Source organism: Streptomyces sp. HUAS MG91, assembly GCF_040529335.1.
GTDB lineage: Bacteria > Actinomycetota > Actinomycetes > Streptomycetales > Streptomycetaceae > Streptomyces > Streptomyces tabacisoli.
This window is the reverse complement of the sequence record NZ_CP159534.1, coordinates 7467149-7484693: the sequence shown is the minus strand read 5'-3', so window position 1 is coordinate 7484693 and position 17545 is coordinate 7467149. Positions and strand designations below refer to the sequence as shown.

Here is a 17545-nt window from a genome sequence, read left to right as displayed (position 1 = left end):
CCGAGCCTGCCGAGAGCGCGGCGGGTGCGGGGAACCGGTCCCGGTCTCCCGCACCCGGCCCGCGACGGTCCCTGTACGGGGGTCTGCGGAGGTCCCTGTACAGCGGTCCCTGTACGGGGATCAGCTCACCGGGTGCCGTTCGGTGGCGGACCACTGTCCGTCCCCGGACTGCTCGGCGAGGCCCACGTCGGCCAGCGTCCGCAGGTGCCGCGTCACCGTGCGCGGCGTCCAGCCCACCGTCTCGCACACCTGCTCAAGGGTGAGGGCGTCCGCCGCCCGCTCAAGAGACTCCAGCGTCAGGCGGGCGTTCTTGTTCAGCTCCGCCGCCGGGCCCGGGGCCGGGCGCCGCTCGGCCGACCGGGCCGGAGCCACCGGAGCAGCCGCCACGGTCGGCGCGGCGGGGGCGGCCGGCGTGACGGGACCGGTGGGGACGGCGGGAGCGGCGGGAGCCGGGACACGCAGTCGCCCGTAACCGAGGTTGCGCAGCACCCGGTCCAGGTCGGGCTCGGTCTTCTGTCCCGGCAGCGTCACCGGAGCCGTCGTTCCCGCGCGGGGCGCCGTCACCGTGCCCACGGGCCGCGGGGTGCGGTTGACCGTGCGATGCCTGCGGCCCTTCTTCTTGGTGCTGTTACTCATTCGTCGCCTCCTCGAACGCGTTGATCATGGTCACGTGTTCAACGACGAAAGGGCTCCGAGGACGCGCCCGACTCGAACTCTGTTGCGAGCAGGGGCTCGTCAGCGCTTCAGAACACCGCCCAGCCACTCCAGGACCTCGGGCGTGACCGGGTCCGTGATGTCGGCGTACTCCTCGTGCTTCTTCAGGAACTTGGCCACGTACGGGCAGACCGGCACGATCCGCTTGCCCGCGCCGCGCACGTCGTCGAGGGCCTCGCGGACGAGCGTCGAGGCCAGCCCTTGGCCCGCGTAGGCGTCGTCGATCTCGGTGTGGAAGAACACGCGCCGGTCGTCGCGGTCGCGGTAGGCGGTGAATCCGGCGGTGGCGCCGTCGACTTCGATCACATAGCGGTGGCGTTCGTCCACACGGCGGACCACCGGGGTGGCTGCGGGCTGGGTCATGGCGGGTCCTTGGGTCGCGAGGCGTCTTGCGAGGCCTGAGGGGCGTCTGCGCCTGAGAATAACTCCCCAGGTCAACTGCCCCTCGAGCCCGGCGAAGCCCGCTCACACCAACCGTCGGATCTCCCCGCGCACCCGGTAGAAGCCGTTCGTCGACGTGTGGAGCGCGTCCACGACGTAGCGCGCGCCCGGCTGACGTATGGCGCGGGGGAACTGGACGTTCCAGGCGGGCTCGTAGCCGTCGGACACCACGTGGACCCGTATCCGGCCGCCCTCCTGGACACACTCCACGACGACTCCCGCGTCGGACGCGGGAACGGCGGTGACGGTGGCGACCGCGGCCGGGGAGGCGGGCGGTGCGTAGGTCGGCAGGGCAGCGGCCAGCTTGATGTCCTGGGCGACCGGGACCGTGCCCGACTGGGCGGCGCTGATCGCGGCCTCGCTCGCGTCCACGCAGGCGAGCGACCCGTCGGTGGAGACCAGGTACAGCTTCTCGTCGTGGTACTGCATCGACAGCGCGGATCCGCCACCGGTGCCGAGCTTCCACAGGCGGGTGCCGTCGGCCGCGAAGCAGTAGACGGAGGAGGACGAGTCACCGGCGAAGACGTAGTGGCCGTCCGGTGAGGTGGCGCACGAGTACACGGGCGCGTCGCAGCCGTAGGTGGCCTCGACGCGGCCCGTGTCCTTGGCCAGGCGCTGGACGACCCGGCGGCCGGTACCCGCGTACACCGCGTCGTGCTCCTGCCAGCCGAACAGCACATTGCCCTGGGTCGCCGTGTGCCACAACTGGCCGGTGCCGTCGGCCGCGTAGGCGGTGACGCCGCGGGAGTGGCCGTGGTAGACGGCGTGGTCGTCGGCCCGGACCATCCAGCCGCTGTCACCGACCGAGGAGCGGGACCACTGGAACTCCTCCTCGTGGTCGATGACCGTGAGGCCGCCGTCGCGGTCGGAGACGTCGAGCACGCCCTCGTGGATGTCCAGCCAGAAGATGTCGACGTCCTCGGCGATGGTGTACGCGGCGAACGGCACCTTCGCCGACAGGTCGTAGACCTGCCCGTCGTCACAGCCCGCGTAGATCCAGAAGTCGTCGGCCACCAGGCACTTGACGCCGTCGGGCAGGGAGTAGTGGGCGAGCACCTCGCCGTCGTGGCCGAGGGTGTAGACGTCACCCCGCTGGTTGCCCACCCAGCAGCGGTCCTCGTCCACATGGATGCCGAACGCCGACGCGCCGGTGCGGAAACGCCACAGAACAGGCGCCGTGGACCGGGCCGTCGAGGGCGCCGACGTCACCTGGCGGCGCGTCACCGCCCGCGCCGCTCGCTGTCCGCGCACCGCCGGGGCGTACCCCTTGCGCACCTTCTCGCCTATCTTCTTGGCCGCGGCGGCCCGCGCCTTGTCGGGAGTCGGGAACGTGGAGCTCTGCCGCTGCCCGTCCGCGCCGATCCGTCCGTAGCGCACCAGCACGGTGGTGCCGGCGACGGTCACCTCGTAGAACTTGTGGGCGCCGCCGCCCTCCTGGGACAGCTCCAGATACGTCGTGCCCTCGGCCTGTGATGCCTGCGCAGCGGTCACGGCACACCTCTCCCCCACTCACCGGACCTGCCCCTTCGGCCGCCCTCGGTGATTCCACGTTAGGGGCCACCACTGACAACGCGGCTTGTCAGACGCTGCCCAGCCCCACCGCCACCGAGAGGGTGAGCGCACCCAGGACCACGGCGGGCCAAGCGCCCCTGGGACACAGCGACTTGCAGGTCCCCCGCTCCGGCATGACCAGAACGGACAGTCTCAGCCAGAAGGGTTAAATCGTGCGACACCTGTACGCATGCCGTGCCCGTGCTCGACCCAGCCAACAAGATCATCCCAGGTCGGTCCTCCGGCCCGGCGAAGCGCCCTGTCCCGTTGCGGCGCTCCGCCCTGACAGCCGGACGCCCCGTCCGGCTGAGCAAGAAGGAGAACCCTGTGTTCCTGAAGGGCAAGAAGGCCATTGGCGCGCTGACGGCGGCCGTCGCCGTGGCCGCCACGCTCACCTTCGGTGTGCCGAGTCCCGCGTTCGCCATCGACCACGTCGAATGCGTCGGCGGCGAGAACTTCCTGAAGATCTACTCGCATCTGGACGGCCGCCAGAGCGTCGACTGCTACGCCAACGCCGGCCGGACCGACTTCGGCGGCTGGTGGGTCGACCGGATCGTCACCGGCAACAACGACCTCGTCTACTACGACGCCAACGGCGACTCGGTGCGGATCGACCGCTGGCACGACATCAGCTTCCCCAACCACCCGCCGAAGATCGCGTCCATCGAAATCCTGTGACGCGCTGAAGCGCTGAGGCGCACTGACGGGCCGATTCCCATACGGCCCGTCACCGCACCTCCTCCAGGCGAAGTACACCGGGGTGGCTGTGAGCGTCGCCGCCTTCCTGCTCGGTGAAGGTCAGGAGCTTCTTCGGTGCGGTGAGGTGCCGGTACAGCTTGCGCGGATCGGACTGGCCGTTGCTACGACTTCGCCGACGTCCGAGCCGCCGTAGACGGCCAGGCCGAGGTTTCGCAGGGTCTCGAACCAGAACTGCTGATCGTCCTGGAACATCAGTTGCCGCACGGCATCTCCCTCTCCAGGACGGACCGGAAGTCGTGCGGGGACCGGCCGGTGAGGCGGTGGACGGTGTCGGTGACGCGGTCCTCCGCCCCTCCGGCGATGGCACGGTCCATGTCAACCAGCATCGCGGCGAACTCGACCGGCACCTCCGTGGTGAGGCGATCGCGCATCTGCTCGTAGGACAGACGGCGGTGGACCACGGGCCGACCGGTGACCTCATTGATGGTCGCGGCGATGTCGTCGTAGCCGAGTGCTTCGGGGCCGGTGAGGAGGAGATCGGTGTCGGGGGCTTGCTCGTCGGTCAGGGCGCGGACGGCGACGGCCGCGATGTCCTCGGCGTCGACGAAGCCGACCCGGCCGCTTTCGGCCGCCGTCCAGATGATGCCCTCGTCGCGGCACCGGGAGGCCGTGCTCGCCGCCGCCGACGCCCTCTTCTCCCGCCGCGAGAGTCCCGAGGACGTCACCATGGCCGACGTCGCGACTGCGGCCGGCGTCGGCAAGGGCACGCTCTTCCGGGCCTTCGGTGATCGCGCCGGGCTGCTCCGCGCGCTGTACGAGGCACGGCTCGAACCGGTCAGACAGGCCGTCGAGACCGGCCCACCGCCCCTGGGGCCCGCGGCCCCGCCGCAGGATCGCGTACCCGCCCTGCTCGATGCCGTCCTGTGCTTCAAGCTCGACAACCGGCGCCTCGCACTGGCCCTGGAGGAGAGCGGGAGCAGCAGCCCGTACCAGGCGGAGCACTACGAGCGGTGGCGCGGCCTCCTCCAGGCCGTACTGGAGCAGATCCCCGGCATGACCGACAGCGACTTCACCGCTCACGCCCTGCTCGCCGCCACACGAGCCGACCTCGTCGAGCACCTGAGCGAAGAAGAGCGCATTCCGCGGGAAAGAGTGCGGCAGCAGTTGGCGAACTTCACCGCCAGGGTCCTGGGCGCCGTTCCGCTGCAAGGAGCGACCTCGGAAGAGTGATCGAAGATCGGTCGAGTCCTTGATCAGCGGGGCGCGTCCGTGAGCCGCGACGGTCGTTTCACTGGGAAGCCTTGTCCCGCCCCGCGGCGATGCACGTCAGACCCGCTGCCACCCCCGCGCGGGTCTGACGTGCGTCAGGCGTACGAGATCGAGGCGCGTGACGACGGAGGTGACGCGCTGGGCAACGGCATCAACGCGTCACCTCACCCCTCTCTCCGTGAGTCCCTGACTGTCGGCGCGAAAGCTACGGACGCAGTAGCGGCGCCTCGCTGCTGGACCTCAGCACCGACGGCTGGAGGGCGAGGTCAGGCGCCGATCCCGTAGAGGGCGAATTCCTCCCACGAACCGGAGACCTCGGTGGAGCGGGCGCGCAGCGCGTACTGGAGCGAACCGGTGTAGCCGTTCTCCATGGCGACGAAGAGGCCGTTCAGCGTGGACTGGAGCGCATAGCGGTCCAGGTCCGCGTTGTAGTAGAGGACGAACCGCTCCCAGCCGCCCACGCTCGTCGAGCGAGCGCGCAGGATGTTCTTCGCGCTGCCGGAGTAGTTCTTCTCCACGGCCACGTAGCGGTTGTTCGCGAGCGAGCGCAGCGCGTAGGTCGCGGTGGCCTCGTCCCACTCGAAGGCGAAGCTCTCCCAGGAACCGCCGACGGCGGAGGAACGGGCGCGCTGCACACCGGTGTTGGGCGCCGCGTAGTTCACCTCGGTGGCCACGAAACGGTTGTTGCGGACCGACTGCAGGGCCAGCTGCTCGGGTTCGGCGGCGGCGCGCGGGGCCTGCCGAGTGTCCGTCCCCTTGGTCACCCGCGCCAGTTCGGACGCGTCCACCGCCTTCCACCCGGCGGGGGCGGTAGGCCGGTCGGCCGCCGGGGCGGCAGCCGCCGCGGGAACGGTCAGACCAGTGACCGCCACCAGGGCGCTCAGAGACAGCAGAACAGAAGTCGTACGTCTCACAGGAATTCCTCGTCTTTCAGCACACAGACACCAGGGTGGCGAGACGAATTGCTCCGCACCCCCCAAGACCGCTTTCGGCGCCCCTCCCCGGGCACGTCGGCAGCCACCACGCCGTCTTGGCGAAGCTTGATCAGAATAGAGACGCCGCCCCGCAACAAGGACCGGTTCAGACATCAATGAGAAGAATCCTGAATGGAAACCAGCGGCGTTACGGATTCCGCGATTTCCCGTTAATTCGAAAGCCACCTCGCGTTTCCTCGATGGCAGGATGAGCGCATCCAGGACCAGACGGGCCGGCGCATCTACAGCGGCGGCGGCCCCGTCGGAGCACTCGCGCCGAGCGGGCTCCATCGCCACTTCACGCTCGAACCGCGTCACCGGCGCGGCAATGATCCTGTCCGTGGGAGTCATGCCTCGCCGTTCCCCGCAACCGACGAGTCGGCCTAGGTCCTACCTGCCTGGCACGGAAAGCACTACGTGACCCTGGCCGAGCTACTGGTCCGCCTCGGTAGCTTCGGCCTGGGCCTGACATGGCACGTCGAATTCGACGAGATCGTCGATCCTCGCTATGTCGAGATGTCGAGGAGGTCCGCTGGCGCAGGGCTGGACACATTGACGCTGTTGTCGTTGACGACGCCTTTCCTCCAGTTGATCGGCGCCGAAGCACGAGGGTTTGCCGACGACAAGCTGGTGCTCGTCCTTACCGAATTCGACAGCTCCTTGTGGGACGTCAGGGCCGTCGACGAGCGCGTACTCAGCGAGCTTCGCCACCACTACCCGGGCGCCAAGGACCTCTGAACGTGGCTGCCGCGGCGCCGGCGATTGGCCCGCTGGTCTCGCGGTGCGGGGATGGTGTGTTTGATCTGGCGTCAGGTGGTGGTCCAGGAGCGGAGCTTTGCGGCGGTTTCCTGCACGCTGGTCCCGTGACTGCCACTCCAGATCATCAATACTCGCCGGCTGAACGTACGCCATCCACTGACAAATCATCATCCTCAGCCGCCGCTGGTGTGGGGGAACGATCACCTCACGAACGGGGAACGGTCACAAGGCGCCCCATCGACCCTGATCACGCCCGCTCGTGAACGCCCGCGGGCCGCCGCGTGGCGGACGATCCCGTCGTGGGGACTGGTCGCCGGCCGGGACAAGGCGATCCCGCCCGCGGCCGAACGCTGGATGTACAGCCGCGCGATGTTCCGTAAGGTCGTCGAAGTACCGACCTCCTCCCACGTAGCGATGATCAGCCACCCCAAGACCACCGCCAAACTGATCGAAGACGCCGCCAGAGCCACCAGGTGATCGCTACGGCCCGGACCGCACCTCAGCGGGCCGGGGCTCGACGTGACACCGACGCACTCCTTCCCTACGGCGTCACAGGGGCATGTTGGTGGAGTTCACGCGCTCGGTCCGCGCCCGACCTGCGGTCCGTCCGTGTCGCCTAAAGGGGCGTTGCTTGACGCTCGATGACCCACGTCTCGTGCTGTGAGCGGGAAGGTTCGCCGGAGTGAGTCGTGCGAGATGATCGCTTCATGACTGAGATCGTGTTGATGTCGGACCCGAAGGTCGGTGCCATACCTGTTGTCGAGTGCGGTGAACGGCTTGTGGACGTCCGCCGAGGCGATTCGCTGCTGGTCGATACGCGCGAGCAGGACCCGGCAGGGGCCTTCGCGCACCTGCGGGAAGGCGTGCTGGAACGGCTGGCCAAAGCTCAGACGATGCTTCCGCAGGACGTACGGCTGCTGTTCGTCGAGGGGTACCGGCCTCCTTCTCTTCAGCAGGAGTACTTCGAGGAGTACACCGAACAGCTGCGAGCCGCCCACCCCGATTGGTCCACCGAACAGATCCACTCGGCGGCGAGCCGGTATGTGTCACCACCCGACATCGCTCCCCACAGCGCCGGCGCAGCTGTCGACCTCACTCTGGCCGACGCGTGCGGGCACGAACTGGACCTGGGCACGCGCATGAACGCGGACCCAGAGGAGAGCGAGGGCGCCTGCTACACCCATGCCGCCAACATCAGCGAGGAGGCCCGCGCCAACCGGAAGCTGCTGGGCACCGCGCTCACGGCGGTGGGCCTGGTGAACTACCCCACGGAGTGGTGGCACTGGTCGTTCGGGGACCGCTACTGGGCTCTGATCACGGGAGAGGCCGCTGCCCTCTACGGTCCGAAGGAGACTGGCCCGGACAGCTGACCGATCCGACCCCCGGCCCCGCCCCTGCCGGACGGATAGGTGAGCCTTCTCCAACCTCTCTCGGAAGCAGAGCAGTTGTTCGTCTGCTTCCGCGACGAGGGCGGGCGACCGGTCGCACTGGCCTGGCAGGCCTTTCCGGTTGAGGGATCTGCAAGGGATGATCACCGGGTTCCGTGCACACGCTCGGTCCGGCTCACACTCCTCGGGGGATCACATGCACCGCCGCACCCGCCGTACCACCACGGCACTGGCCGCCATCGCAGTCCTGACAGCCGTGGCAACGGCCTGCTCCGGCTCGACCGGGACGCCAAAGGCTTCCTCGTCGAAGAAGACGGCCGGCGCTCCGCCCACATCTCCTGCACAGAGGGTGTCTCGGCCCAACCATGAGCAGCTCGACGACAAGGCCCGCCGCCTGCTCGGCAGCACCAGCGGTCCGGACGCGGACGACGACGGCTTCATCGCGTCCGGGACGCTCGCAACCCCTGGACAGAACCTGGACGAGACCATCGAGCCTGGCACCGCGCTGCGTGTGGAGGTGGCTTGCGCGGGAGAGGGCACGGTCACGTTCACGGTCGTGTCCGGCACCGCCAGGGCCGTCAGGCGCGTCAACTGTGCGCAGTCGGTGCCGAAGGGGCTTCGCGTCACTACGGCAGAGCCGCACCTCGCAGTCCGGGCAGACTCCGCCACACCCGAAACGGTCGGCGCCGCCTACGTGGTGCGCCGCGCCGACCGAGGGTGAATTCCGCACCTCGGCTGTGTCCATGGGAAGCAGTGCGGCAGCGGAGGGGCGAGTACGAACCCTGGACGGATCATCGGCTGGTGCTCGATTCCTCGGTCAGCGGCGCCCCGGACACGGACTCAGCCGGGCCCCAGCAGCCCCCGGGCCTCGGCGATCCGCATCACTCCAGCGGGGTACGGCAGTTCCCGTGCCAGGAGTTCCACCGTCGCCAGAGCCCGGAGCCCCGCGCTTCCGCCCAGGGCCACCGCGTGCACGATCCCCGCGTCGATCTCGGCCAGCCGCTCCCCGGCGTTCCGAGCCCGCTCGGCCTCGCCTGCGGCGACTCGGCGCGCCAGTTCCCTCTTGCCGCCCAGCAGGTGGCCCCACGCCGCCGGTACCGGAGCCTCCCCGTCCCGTAGCAGCCCGGCCACCGACTCCGGCCGGCCCTGGCGCAGGGCAAGTTCCGCCCGCGCGGTACGCACCTCGAAGCGGGCCTGCCGGTCCATGCCGGCCGAACGGTCCGCCCGGTCCAACAGCGCGGCCGCCTCTTCGGGAGGAACGGCGCGCATCCGTACGCGGGCCAGCGCCGTCAGGGCGTACGGCAGCGACCACACGTCGTCCGCGTCGATCCCCGCCACCGCCGCCTCGCCCAACTCGCACGCGGCCTCGAACTCCCCCAGGAGCAGTCGGAGTTCGGCCAGATTGGCCCGTTCGAAGGCCGCCGCTGTCGGATCGCCGGACTCCTCGGCGAGGCGGAGCGCCCGCTCCCCCGTGTCCACGGCGTCGCGCAGACGGCCCTCGCGCCGGGCGTTCTCCCGCAGCACGGACAGCACCGAGCCGAGCAGCGCCGAGTCCCCGTACGCCTCGGCGGGCGCGAGTGCCAGGTCGGCGGCCTCGCGGGCCTCGTGGAAGCGGCCGGCGAGGGCGAGGTTGGCGGCCTGCCCCGCGTGACAACGGGCCAGCAGGCCCTGCCCCGTGACACCGGGGACGCGCCGCGCGGCGGCGAGGGCCTGCCGCGCGGCCCTGTATCCGTCGGTGTAACGGCCCTCCACGTTGAGGGCGACCCCCAGAGCGAGGAAGTGGGCGGCCGTCGGCTCGGGCCCGGTCCCGTCGGTCGGCGGATGGGCGCGCAGCACGGCGTGGGACGCCTCCGGGCTCTCGGCCTTGACCAGCGTCTCGGCGAGCCGGGCCGCGGTGAGCACCATGTCGTCGTGGTCGCCGCGCCGCGCGAACTCGGCCAGCGCGAGCCGCAGGACGTCCGCCGCCTGCGCGAAGTGCCCCATGCGGCGCAGCACTTGGGCGTGCCCGAGGCGGGCGCGGGCGCCGTCCACGTCCAGCCGGGCCACCAGGTCGCGGTAGTAGCGGTCAGCGGTGTCGTTGGCATAGACGGCGGCGGCGCGTTCCGCGGCCCGGCGCAGATACTCGGCCGCCCGCGGATCGTCGGCGCGGGTGAAGTGCGAGGCGAGCGTGTCGACGGCGTCGGGGCGGCGGCGCAGCACGGTCTGCGCGAACGCGGCGTGCAGTTGCCTGCGGCGCACGGCTGTCAGCCCCTCGTAGCAGGTGAGCCGGACGAGCGGATGCCGGAACGCGAGCCCGGCCTCGGCGCGCCCGGCCACGACGACCTGCCGCTCCTCGACGAGAGCCGCGCCGATGGCGTCCTCCAGGGCGTCGGCGGCGGCCGCCGCGTCGAGCCCGGGCCGCAGTCCGTGCTCGGCGATGTCGAGGACTTCGGAGAGCGCGGTCTCACCGCCCGCGACGGCGAGCGCCTCGACGACCCGCCGGGTGTCCCGGCCGAGGCGGCCGAGCCTCGCACCCACCAACTGCCGTACGCCGTCCGGTGCTTCGTCGTCGACGGGCCCCCGGGCGAGTTCCAGCGCGAACAGCGGGTTGCCGAGGGAGAGTTCCCAGACACGGTCGAGCCGCCGTGCCGGGGCGCCGCCGTCGCGGGCCACGGCCAGGCAGGCGTCCCGGTCGAGGCGCCCCACGTCCTCACGCACGGACAGCCCGGCGCGCCGCAGCGCGGCAAGCGCCGAGCGGCGCGGATCCCCGGCGGGCACTTCCTCGTCCCGATACGTCACGAGAAACCGCAGGTCAGGGCCGCCGCCCGCGACCCGCCGCGCCAGATGGCTCAGCAACTGGAACGAGCCCTCGTCGGCGGCGTGCAGATCGTCGAGGACGACCAGCACCGGCCGGGTGGCGGCGAGTTCGCCGAGCAGTGTGCCCGTCGCCCGGAACAACCGGTCCCGCTCCTCCTCGGGCGACCGCTCGCCCTCGATCCGGACCCGCCCCAACGACGGTAGGAAGGAAGCCAGTTCGGGATACTCGGCGCCCACCCGTGCCCGCTCCCCGGCGTCCCACTCGGCGAGCCAGCCGTCGAGGGCCTCGGCGAATGCCCCGTACGGTGTGTGCCCCTCGGCGTCGTGCCCGCCGCCCCACAGGACGGCGGTTCCGGCCTCTGCGGCCCGCCGGGCCGCCTCCCCGGCGAGACTGGTCTTGCCGACACCCGCCTCGCCGGTGAGCAGTGTGACCGGCGGCTGGTCGGCGGCGAGCAGCCGCAGGAGAACGTTGTCACGGCCGCGCAGCGGGCCGTCCGACGGGGCGCGCAGCGGGGCGGGCAGCGCGGGTGCGGGCAGGGAGGGTGCGGGCGGGAAAGGTGCGGCGGAGTCCGTGAGCGCGAGGCGGTGCAGTCGCTCGGTGTCGTGTCCCGGCCGTACGCCCAGTTCGGCGTCGAGCGTCTCCCGGCACACGTGGTACTGGCGCACCGCGAGCCTGCGGAGCCCCTGGCGCAGATACGACTCCATCAGGATGCGGTGCGCGGCCTCCTCGGCGGGGTTGACGGCGAGTACCTGCTCGGCGGCGGTGACCGCCTCGGGGAGGGCGCCTTGCGCCATGTGCGCGGCGGCGAGTGCGAGCAGGACCTCCTCGCGCAGGGTGACGAGCTGGTCGCGGCGGACCCGCGCCCAGGCCGCGTACCGGTCCTCGGGCAGCAGTTCTCCGGTGAACAGGTCCAGGGCGGCGGCGAGTCCACCCGCGTCCCCGGAGGCGAGCGCGGCCCGTGCCGCCGTCTCGGCCTCGTCGGCGTCGATCCGCACGGTGGCCGGATCGAGCCGCAGCAGGGCGCCGTCGGTTATCAGGTACGACGAGCTGGCACGCGGGGCGAGTTCGGGTTCGAGGGCGCGGCGCGCGGCGTGCAGGGCGACCCGCAGCGAGCCGGTCGCGGAGTGCTGGTCGGCGTCCGGCCAGCAGATGTCCATGGCCTGCTCGCGGTGGAGCCGGTGGTCCGGCACGACGGCGAGCAGCTTGACCAGGGTCCGGGCGCTGGGGCGCGGCCAGCGCTCGGCGGGGGCGGGCCCGCCGTCACGAGTCGCCGCGAAACCGCCGAAAAGGTGCAGACGCAGCAGTGGAGTGGCTGAAACGGTGCTCTGTGTCTGCTGCTCGTTCATGGAGGCGCAACTCTAACCGAGCATGCTGAGAACCCCCCGGGTGAGGCCCGGGGGGTTCTCGGCGCAGCGGTCCGGTCAGGAAAGCCTGTACTTCGGTCAGGACAGCTTGTACGCCGTCACCTGGTGGATGGCGTAGTCGCCCTGGTAGTACCCGCCGCCGAACTGGCCGACGAGACGGTCGCGGCCGGACTTGTCGGAGTTGAGGGACAGCACCTCGTCGACGCCGTCCCCGTCGAGGTCGCCCGCGAAGAAGTCGTGGGCGCCCATGGTGGCGGGGATCTGGCCGACGGACCCGGCCCAGCTGTCGTCGGACTCGAAGATGCTCGGGTCCCACAGGTACAGGCCGCCGTCCACGCCGGCGACCAGCAGGTCCCGCCCGCCCGGTCCGGTCAGGAAGCCGCCGCCGAACGACATCGGCAGGACACCCTGCTGCGTGTCGTCGCCGTTCGCGCGGAACCGCCGGAACGAGGCGACGCCGCCCTCGTACAGGGCCCCGTCCTTGGCGAAGAAGCTGTTGTGCGTCCACAGGCCGCCGGAGATCCAGGTGTGCAGCACCTCGCCGGTGCGGCCGTCGCGGATCTCGAACAGGTTCTGCGTGTTGATCGAGGTGACGCCGTTGACCTTGATGGGCGCGTCGACGTTCCACACGTAGACGACCGCGTGCCCGTCGGCGTACGGGATCTCCTTGGAGGCGAAGACGCCCTCGTTCGGGGTGAGGGTGCGGATCCCGCCGACCGCTTCGTCCGGTGCCTCGGGCGCGGCCGACCAGCGGGCCTTGCCGGTCCTGGCGTTGAGCGCGACCGCGTTCGTGACGGGCGTGGTCAGCTCGATGGCCCCGGCGCCGGCGTACGAGGCGTACACCCGGCCGTCGTTGACCGACGGGTCGGCGAAGCGCACGTCGCCCGCGTCCTTGGGGGCGCGGTACGTCCACAGGGCGTGGCCGTCGCCGTAGTAGGCGTGCAGCGCGTCGGTCGGGACGAGGATGTCCTGCTCGCCGTCGCCGTCGAGGTCGGCCAGCTTCGCCGTGTGGACGTACTGGCCGCCCCCGTCGATCGTGGCGAGTGTCCTGCCCGTCCTGCCGTTGAGGACGACGGTCGCGGTGTCGGCCGCGACGACGATCTCGGGCTTGCCGTCGCCGTTGACGTCGCCGGTCTCGATATCGTGGACCGCGCCGGGCAGGGTGGCCTGCCAGAGCTTCTGCGGCCTGGCGCCGTTCACGAGCGACGGTCCGGAGTACGCCCACAGGCCGTTCGACGAGCCGCCCATGACCAGGTCGTTCTTGCCGTCCTTGTTCAGGTCGGTGCTCTTGGCGTAGGCGATGTCGCCCTGGAGCGGCGTGACGCTCTCCGCCGTGCCGTTGGTGAGCTTGAACGTGCGGATGTTCTGCGCCAGGTCGACGACGCGGACGTGCGTGCCCCGGGTGTCGCTGTAGAGGTCCTGGTACATCGGGGCGCCGGCGACGCCCTTGGCCTGCCACTTCACGGTGCCCTTGGCGGAGAACACGGTCAGCGACGCGTAGCGGGTGCCGCCGCGGTTCTCGGGGTCGTCGAAGTGGTCGTTGTCCTGTGCGGTCGCGATCAGCTTGCCGTCGGCCACCGCCAGGCCGAAGGTGTTGGGCCCGTTGTCGCCGTCGTCGTCGTCCCGCTTGACCGAGTTCGACCACTGGAGCCGGTCCGCGCTGTCGCCGTTGACGACGCGCACGGTGCTGGCGTTGATGAGGTAGTTCTCGTCGAGCGACGACTCGGCGACCGCGTACTCGTCGCCCGTCCTGCCGCCGAGGTCACCGACCGCCAGTGCGGTGGGGAACACGTTGTCCCGGCCCTGCAGCGTGGCGCGGTGACCGGTCTTCAGGTCGTACGCGGCGACCTCGTAGTGCACCGCGTCCGTCGCGTCCGCCTGCTCCAGCGCGACGATCCGCTTGCGGCCGGCGTCCAGCCGCATCTGGCGGTTGTACAGCACGCTGTCGGTCCGCCAGGTGACGGATCCGTCGGCGGCGTCGAGCACGAGCGTGCGGCCGCGCGCGTCCACACCGGCGTCCTTCTCCAGGTTCCAGGAGACGGCGACCCTGCCCTTGCCCAGGTCCTGGATGTCACCCCAGTTCGCGAAGCGCGCTTCCTTCGTGTCGTACGTCCATGTCGACGCCGGGGTCAGCCTGCCGTCGGCGCCGGAGGTGAAGCGCAGGCCGGTGAGGGTGGCCGTCGCGTCGGCCGGGACCTTCGCGTCGCCGCTCATCCGGGGCGCGTCGGCGACCAGCAGGGTGCCGTCGACGATCTTGACCATGGAGGCGTGGGCGTACAGCTTCGACCAGACCGTGGTGCCGGTGCTGCCGTCGAGGACCGTCACGAACGTGCCGCTGGTCAGGGGTGAGCCCGGCGAGGTGAAGGCCCGCGGGTACGGGCTGGTGCCGACCTGGGCGGTGAACACCAGGTCCGGCACGCCGTCGCCGGTCAGGTCCCCGGCCGAGTAGCCGGAGTCGGAGTTGGGCGCGAAGGGCGAGACCGCGTTGTAGCCCATGAGGATCTGCGCCGGATAGGGCTCGACCCGCCACGGCTGGAGCGGCTTGACCTGCCAGTCCGGGTAGAACGAGCTGCTGTTGCGGACCCACTTCGCGCTGCCGTCGGCGGCGTGGAGCTGCACGTAGCCCATGCTGTTGACGGAGAAGTAGTCGCCCTTCTTGCCGACCGCGACCGTGGCACCCATGCCGCGCACGCCTTCCAGCGTGGACTGCGCGGTCATGGTGACCTTGGTGGCCGGGTCGACGGCGGCGTCCGACGCGGGGGCGTCGGCCTTCGCGGTGTCGCCGTCCTTCGCCGGGTCGGTGGCGTCGTCGGCATCGGCCCAGGGGTCGAGGGAGACGTCGGCGGCGAGCTTCTTCGCCTGGGCGCTGGTCAGCTTCATCGCCGGTCCGCTGTCGCCGTCGGCGGCGAGGGCCTGCGGTACGGCGGTCAGGCACAGGCCCGCCGCGACCAGACCGGAGGCGAGGGCCAGGGCCCGGCGCGAGTGGTGGGCTCTCATCACTTGGCTCCCTGCGTGAAGCGGACGGCGGTGCCGGCGCCGATCACGGGCTGGTTGTAGGAGTACTGGAGGGCGTCGGTGCCGGACTGGTTCGCGATGCCGACGGTGGCCCCCGCGCCCTTGTCCGCGACGGACTGGTACTGCAGGGTCACGGCGCCGGTGGCCTCGTCGAAGACGGCTTCGAAGGTGGCGCGGCCCGACGTTCCGTTCGCGTACGCGGCGTTGTTCCACACGACGGCGAACCTGCGGCTGCCCTTGGTGCCGGTGGTGGCCGTCTGCACGGAGGACTTCTTGTCGAGGATCAGGTCGTCCCACAGCGGGGCGACGATACCCTTCACACCGTTCACGCCGGTCGTGGGCAGCGCGGTGTTGCCGTAGTCGCCGACGCGCGAGGACAGGAAGTTGACCAGACCGTCGGTGGTGACCGAGGCCGAGGAGTACGGGACGCCGTACAGCTTCACCGGGAAGGGCAGCGCGACCGGGGCGGAGTCCTCGTCACCGGACAGGGCGACCTTCTTGGAGCCCGCGATCCAGGAGTACGTGGCAGGGGCGCAGCTGTTGCCGGAGTTGTCGGTGCGATGGGGGAGCTGGACGTTCTTCGTCAGGTCCGCGGAGCCGACGGTCGCGGTGTCGTTGTGGACGCCGTTGCACAGGACCGGGGCGGCGGGCTTCACCGTCAGGGTGTAGGAGCCCTCGGAGACCTTGGCGAAGGCGTACTTGCCCTGGGCGTCGGTGGTGACGGCGTCGAGCGGCGTGCCGTTCAGCTCGACCTTCGCGCCGGGCAGGGCCTTGCCGGTGACGTCGAGGACGGTGCCGGAGACCTTGTGCGAGGCGACCGCGGCGAGCGCGGCGTCCTGGGTGAAGGACTGCTGGGCGGCGAGCGTGACGCCGGTCGCCGAGCCGTTCGCGTAGCCGTAGCCGCTGAAGGCGAAGGTGTACGTGCCCGGGGCGAGTGGCAGACGGTACGTGCCGTCGGCGGTGGTGGTGACCGTGCGGACGGATCCGGCCGCGTCGGTCGCCTTGACGGTGATGTTGTTCAGCGCCGCACCGGTCGCCTTGTCGGTGACCTTGCCGGTGACGGTGGCCGCGGTGTGCGGGGCCTTGTCGATGGAGGCGAGGATGTCGAGCTTGCCCTCGCCCCAGACGTTGTTCCTGCCGGCGGTGCCGCCGCAGTGGGTGTCGTCGACGTCGCGGGCGCCCTCGTCGAGGATCTCGCGGGTCTCGTCGATCTTGCCGATCAGCGAGGGGGCCGCCGACCACAGCAGGGCCACGGCGCCCGCGACGTGCGGCGTCGCCATCGATGTGCCGCTGATGGTGTTGTACTGCGATCCCGGCCAGGTGGAGGGGACGTCGACGCCCGGCGCCGCGATGTTCGGCTTGGCCGAGCCGTCCACCGGGGACGGGCCGAAGCCGGAGAAGGAGGCGATCCTGCCGTTCGCGTCGTAGGCGCCGACGCCGTAGGTCGGGGCCTGCGCGCCGGGCGCGGCCGTGGTGGAGCAGGTGCTGCCGTCACCGTCGTTGCCGGCGGCGAACGCCTCGAAGATGCCCGCGGAGTTCCACGCCTCGACGATGTCCTGGTAGAACGCCGTGTCGCCGCCGCCCCAGGAGTTGTTGACGATGTTCGGGGCGAGGTCGGGGCGCGGGTTCTGGCCGTTGTGGTCGGTCGGGGCGAGGATCCACTGCCCGGCCGCGAGAAGGTCGTCGTCCGCGCAGAGCTGGTCGGTCGCGCAACCCTTGGCGGCGATCCACTTGGCGTTCGGCGCGACGCCGAGCCCGTTCTTGGCGACCATCGTGCCCATGGTGTGGGTGCCGTGGCCGGCGTTGTCGCACGGCGTGGTGCTGGTCGCGCACGTACCCGTAGGGTCGTAGAAGTTGTAGTCGTTCGTGAACGTGCCGTCGCCGTTGTTGCCGCGGTAGTTGGCGACGAGGTCCGGGTGGTCGTACTGCACCCCGGAGTCCACGCTGGCGACGACGATGCCCTCGCCGCGGTCGTCGTACTGGTCCCACACCTGGTCGGCCTTGATGTCGGTGATGCCCCACTCGGGGGTGTCGCCGCCGTCGGCCGCCGCGTCGGGCCCGGCCGATGTGGGCCGCGACGTGGTGACGTTCTTGCGGGAGGTCTCGATGTCGTCGAGCTTGAACGTCCGCTTCTTGACGATCGACGCGACGTCGGAACGCCCGGCGAGTTCGTCGACGAGGGCTCGGTCGCCGGTGACCTGGATCGTGTTGGCGATCCAGTAGTCCTTGTGGCCGACCTTCCTCTTGTCGAGGAAGGACCTGAGCGGGGCCTGGCTGTCGTCCGCGTGCGCGCGCAGTTCCTTGTACGCGGTCGTCGCCTTCTTGGCGTGCGTCCGCTGCTTCTCGGCGCCGGACAGATCGGCCTTGTCCTTCAAGACGATGAAGAACGTCGCGTCACCGCCCTTGGCGACGGCGCTGCGCAACGACGAGTCGATCTTCGCGCTGACCGCGGGGGACGGGGTGTCGGCGGCGGCGGCCGGCATCACGCCGGCGGCCAGAGCGGTCGCGGTGAACGCGGCCGCCGCCCATGTGGCTGATCTGCGCCGGGGCGGTCGGGGCAGGTGCATCGGGGGT

14 protein-coding genes and 1 pseudogene are annotated in these 17545 nt (G+C 70.8%); 6 read left to right on the top strand and 9 right to left on the bottom strand.

All coding sequences use genetic code 11. The annotated features are described in order from the left end of the window. Positions 1-120: 120 nt before the first annotated feature. The 3 genes from ABII15_RS33820 to ABII15_RS33810 form a co-directional block, all read right to left on the bottom strand. Positions 121-636, bottom strand: coding sequence for a helix-turn-helix domain-containing protein (locus ABII15_RS33820; RefSeq protein WP_353946084.1), 516 nt, complete (start codon positions 634-636; stop codon positions 121-123). Positions 637-735: 99 nt separating this feature from the next. After that, positions 736-1077: a GNAT family N-acetyltransferase gene (locus tag ABII15_RS33815; protein WP_353946083.1), complete on the bottom strand. Its 342-nt coding sequence runs from the start codon at positions 1075-1077 to the stop codon at positions 736-738. A 102-nt stretch (positions 1078-1179) separates the two neighbouring features. Then, positions 1180-2646 carry a WGR domain-containing protein gene (locus tag ABII15_RS33810; protein WP_353946082.1) on the bottom strand — a complete coding sequence of 489 codons (1467 nt, stop codon included), beginning with the start codon at positions 2644-2646 and terminating at the stop codon, positions 1180-1182. A gap of 387 nt (positions 2647-3033) precedes the next feature. On the opposite strand from ABII15_RS33810, the gene ABII15_RS33805 reads away from it, so the two are divergent. Beyond that, positions 3034-3384 (top strand): beta/gamma crystallin domain-containing protein, encoded by a 351-nt coding sequence (locus ABII15_RS33805; protein ID WP_353946081.1) that lies wholly within the window; start codon positions 3034-3036, stop codon positions 3382-3384. A 120-nt stretch (positions 3385-3504) separates the two neighbouring features. Here ABII15_RS33805 and ABII15_RS33800 read toward each other — a convergent pair whose 3' ends face one another. Together ABII15_RS33800 and ABII15_RS33795 are read right to left on the bottom strand one after the other, a co-directional pair. Next, the gene (locus ABII15_RS33800; RefSeq protein ID WP_353946080.1) at positions 3505-3669 is read right to left on the bottom strand and encodes a hypothetical protein; all 165 of its coding nucleotides are present in this window, start codon (positions 3667-3669) and stop codon (positions 3505-3507) included. Further along, positions 3657-4061 (bottom strand): annotated as a pseudogene (locus ABII15_RS33795) (ergot alkaloid biosynthesis protein); the annotation flags it as partial. The pseudogene ABII15_RS33795 and the gene ABII15_RS33800, both read right to left, overlap by 13 nt. Between ABII15_RS33795 and ABII15_RS33790 the strand changes: the two are divergent. Continuing rightward, the gene (locus ABII15_RS33790) at positions 4045-4635 is read left to right on the top strand and encodes a helix-turn-helix domain-containing protein (RefSeq protein ID WP_353946079.1); all 591 of its coding nucleotides are present in this window, start codon (positions 4045-4047) and stop codon (positions 4633-4635) included. The pseudogene ABII15_RS33795 and the gene ABII15_RS33790 overlap by 17 nt on opposite strands. 305 nt (positions 4636-4940) lie before the next feature. On the opposite strand, the gene ABII15_RS33785 is transcribed toward ABII15_RS33790, so the two are convergent. Then, positions 4941-5588, bottom strand: coding sequence for a hypothetical protein (locus ABII15_RS33785; protein ID WP_353946078.1), 648 nt, complete (start codon positions 5586-5588; stop codon positions 4941-4943). A 477-nt stretch (positions 5589-6065) separates the two neighbouring features. On the opposite strand from ABII15_RS33785, the gene ABII15_RS33780 reads away from it, so the two are divergent. The 4 genes from ABII15_RS33780 to ABII15_RS33765 all read left to right on the top strand — a co-directional run bounded on the left by ABII15_RS33780 (position 6066) and on the right by ABII15_RS33765 (position 8516). Continuing rightward, positions 6066-6386 (top strand): hypothetical protein, encoded by a 321-nt coding sequence (locus tag ABII15_RS33780; RefSeq protein ID WP_353946077.1) that lies wholly within the window; start codon positions 6066-6068, stop codon positions 6384-6386. Positions 6387-6593: 207 nt separating this feature from the next. After that, a complete protein-coding gene (locus tag ABII15_RS33775; protein ID WP_353946076.1) occupies positions 6594-6884 on the top strand; it encodes an alpha/beta fold hydrolase in 291 nt (96 codons plus the stop codon). A gap of 230 nt (positions 6885-7114) precedes the next feature. Beyond that, a complete protein-coding gene (locus tag ABII15_RS33770; RefSeq protein ID WP_353946075.1) occupies positions 7115-7777 on the top strand; it encodes a M15 family metallopeptidase in 663 nt (220 codons plus the stop codon). Positions 7778-7991: 214 nt separating this feature from the next. Further along, positions 7992-8516 carry a hypothetical protein gene (locus tag ABII15_RS33765; RefSeq protein WP_353946074.1) on the top strand — a complete coding sequence of 175 codons (525 nt, stop codon included), beginning with the start codon at positions 7992-7994 and terminating at the stop codon, positions 8514-8516. 119 nt (positions 8517-8635) lie between these two features. Here ABII15_RS33765 and ABII15_RS33760 read toward each other — a convergent pair whose 3' ends face one another. The 3 genes from ABII15_RS33760 to ABII15_RS33750 all read right to left on the bottom strand — a co-directional run bounded on the left by ABII15_RS33760 (position 8636) and on the right by ABII15_RS33750 (position 17538). After that, positions 8636-11938, bottom strand: coding sequence for an AAA family ATPase (locus ABII15_RS33760; protein ID WP_353946073.1), 3303 nt, complete (start codon positions 11936-11938; stop codon positions 8636-8638). 96 nt (positions 11939-12034) lie between these two features. Next, complete coding sequence (locus ABII15_RS33755) at positions 12035-14953, bottom strand: FG-GAP-like repeat-containing protein (protein WP_353946072.1); 2919 nt, start codon at positions 14951-14953, stop codon at positions 12035-12037. Further along, on the bottom strand, positions 14953-17538 hold the full coding sequence (locus tag ABII15_RS33750) for a S8 family serine peptidase (protein ID WP_353946071.1): 2586 nt from the start codon (positions 17536-17538) through the stop codon (positions 14953-14955). The genes ABII15_RS33755 and ABII15_RS33750 overlap by 1 nt, the downstream gene beginning before the upstream one ends. Between the last annotated feature and the right edge of the window lie 7 nt (positions 17539-17545).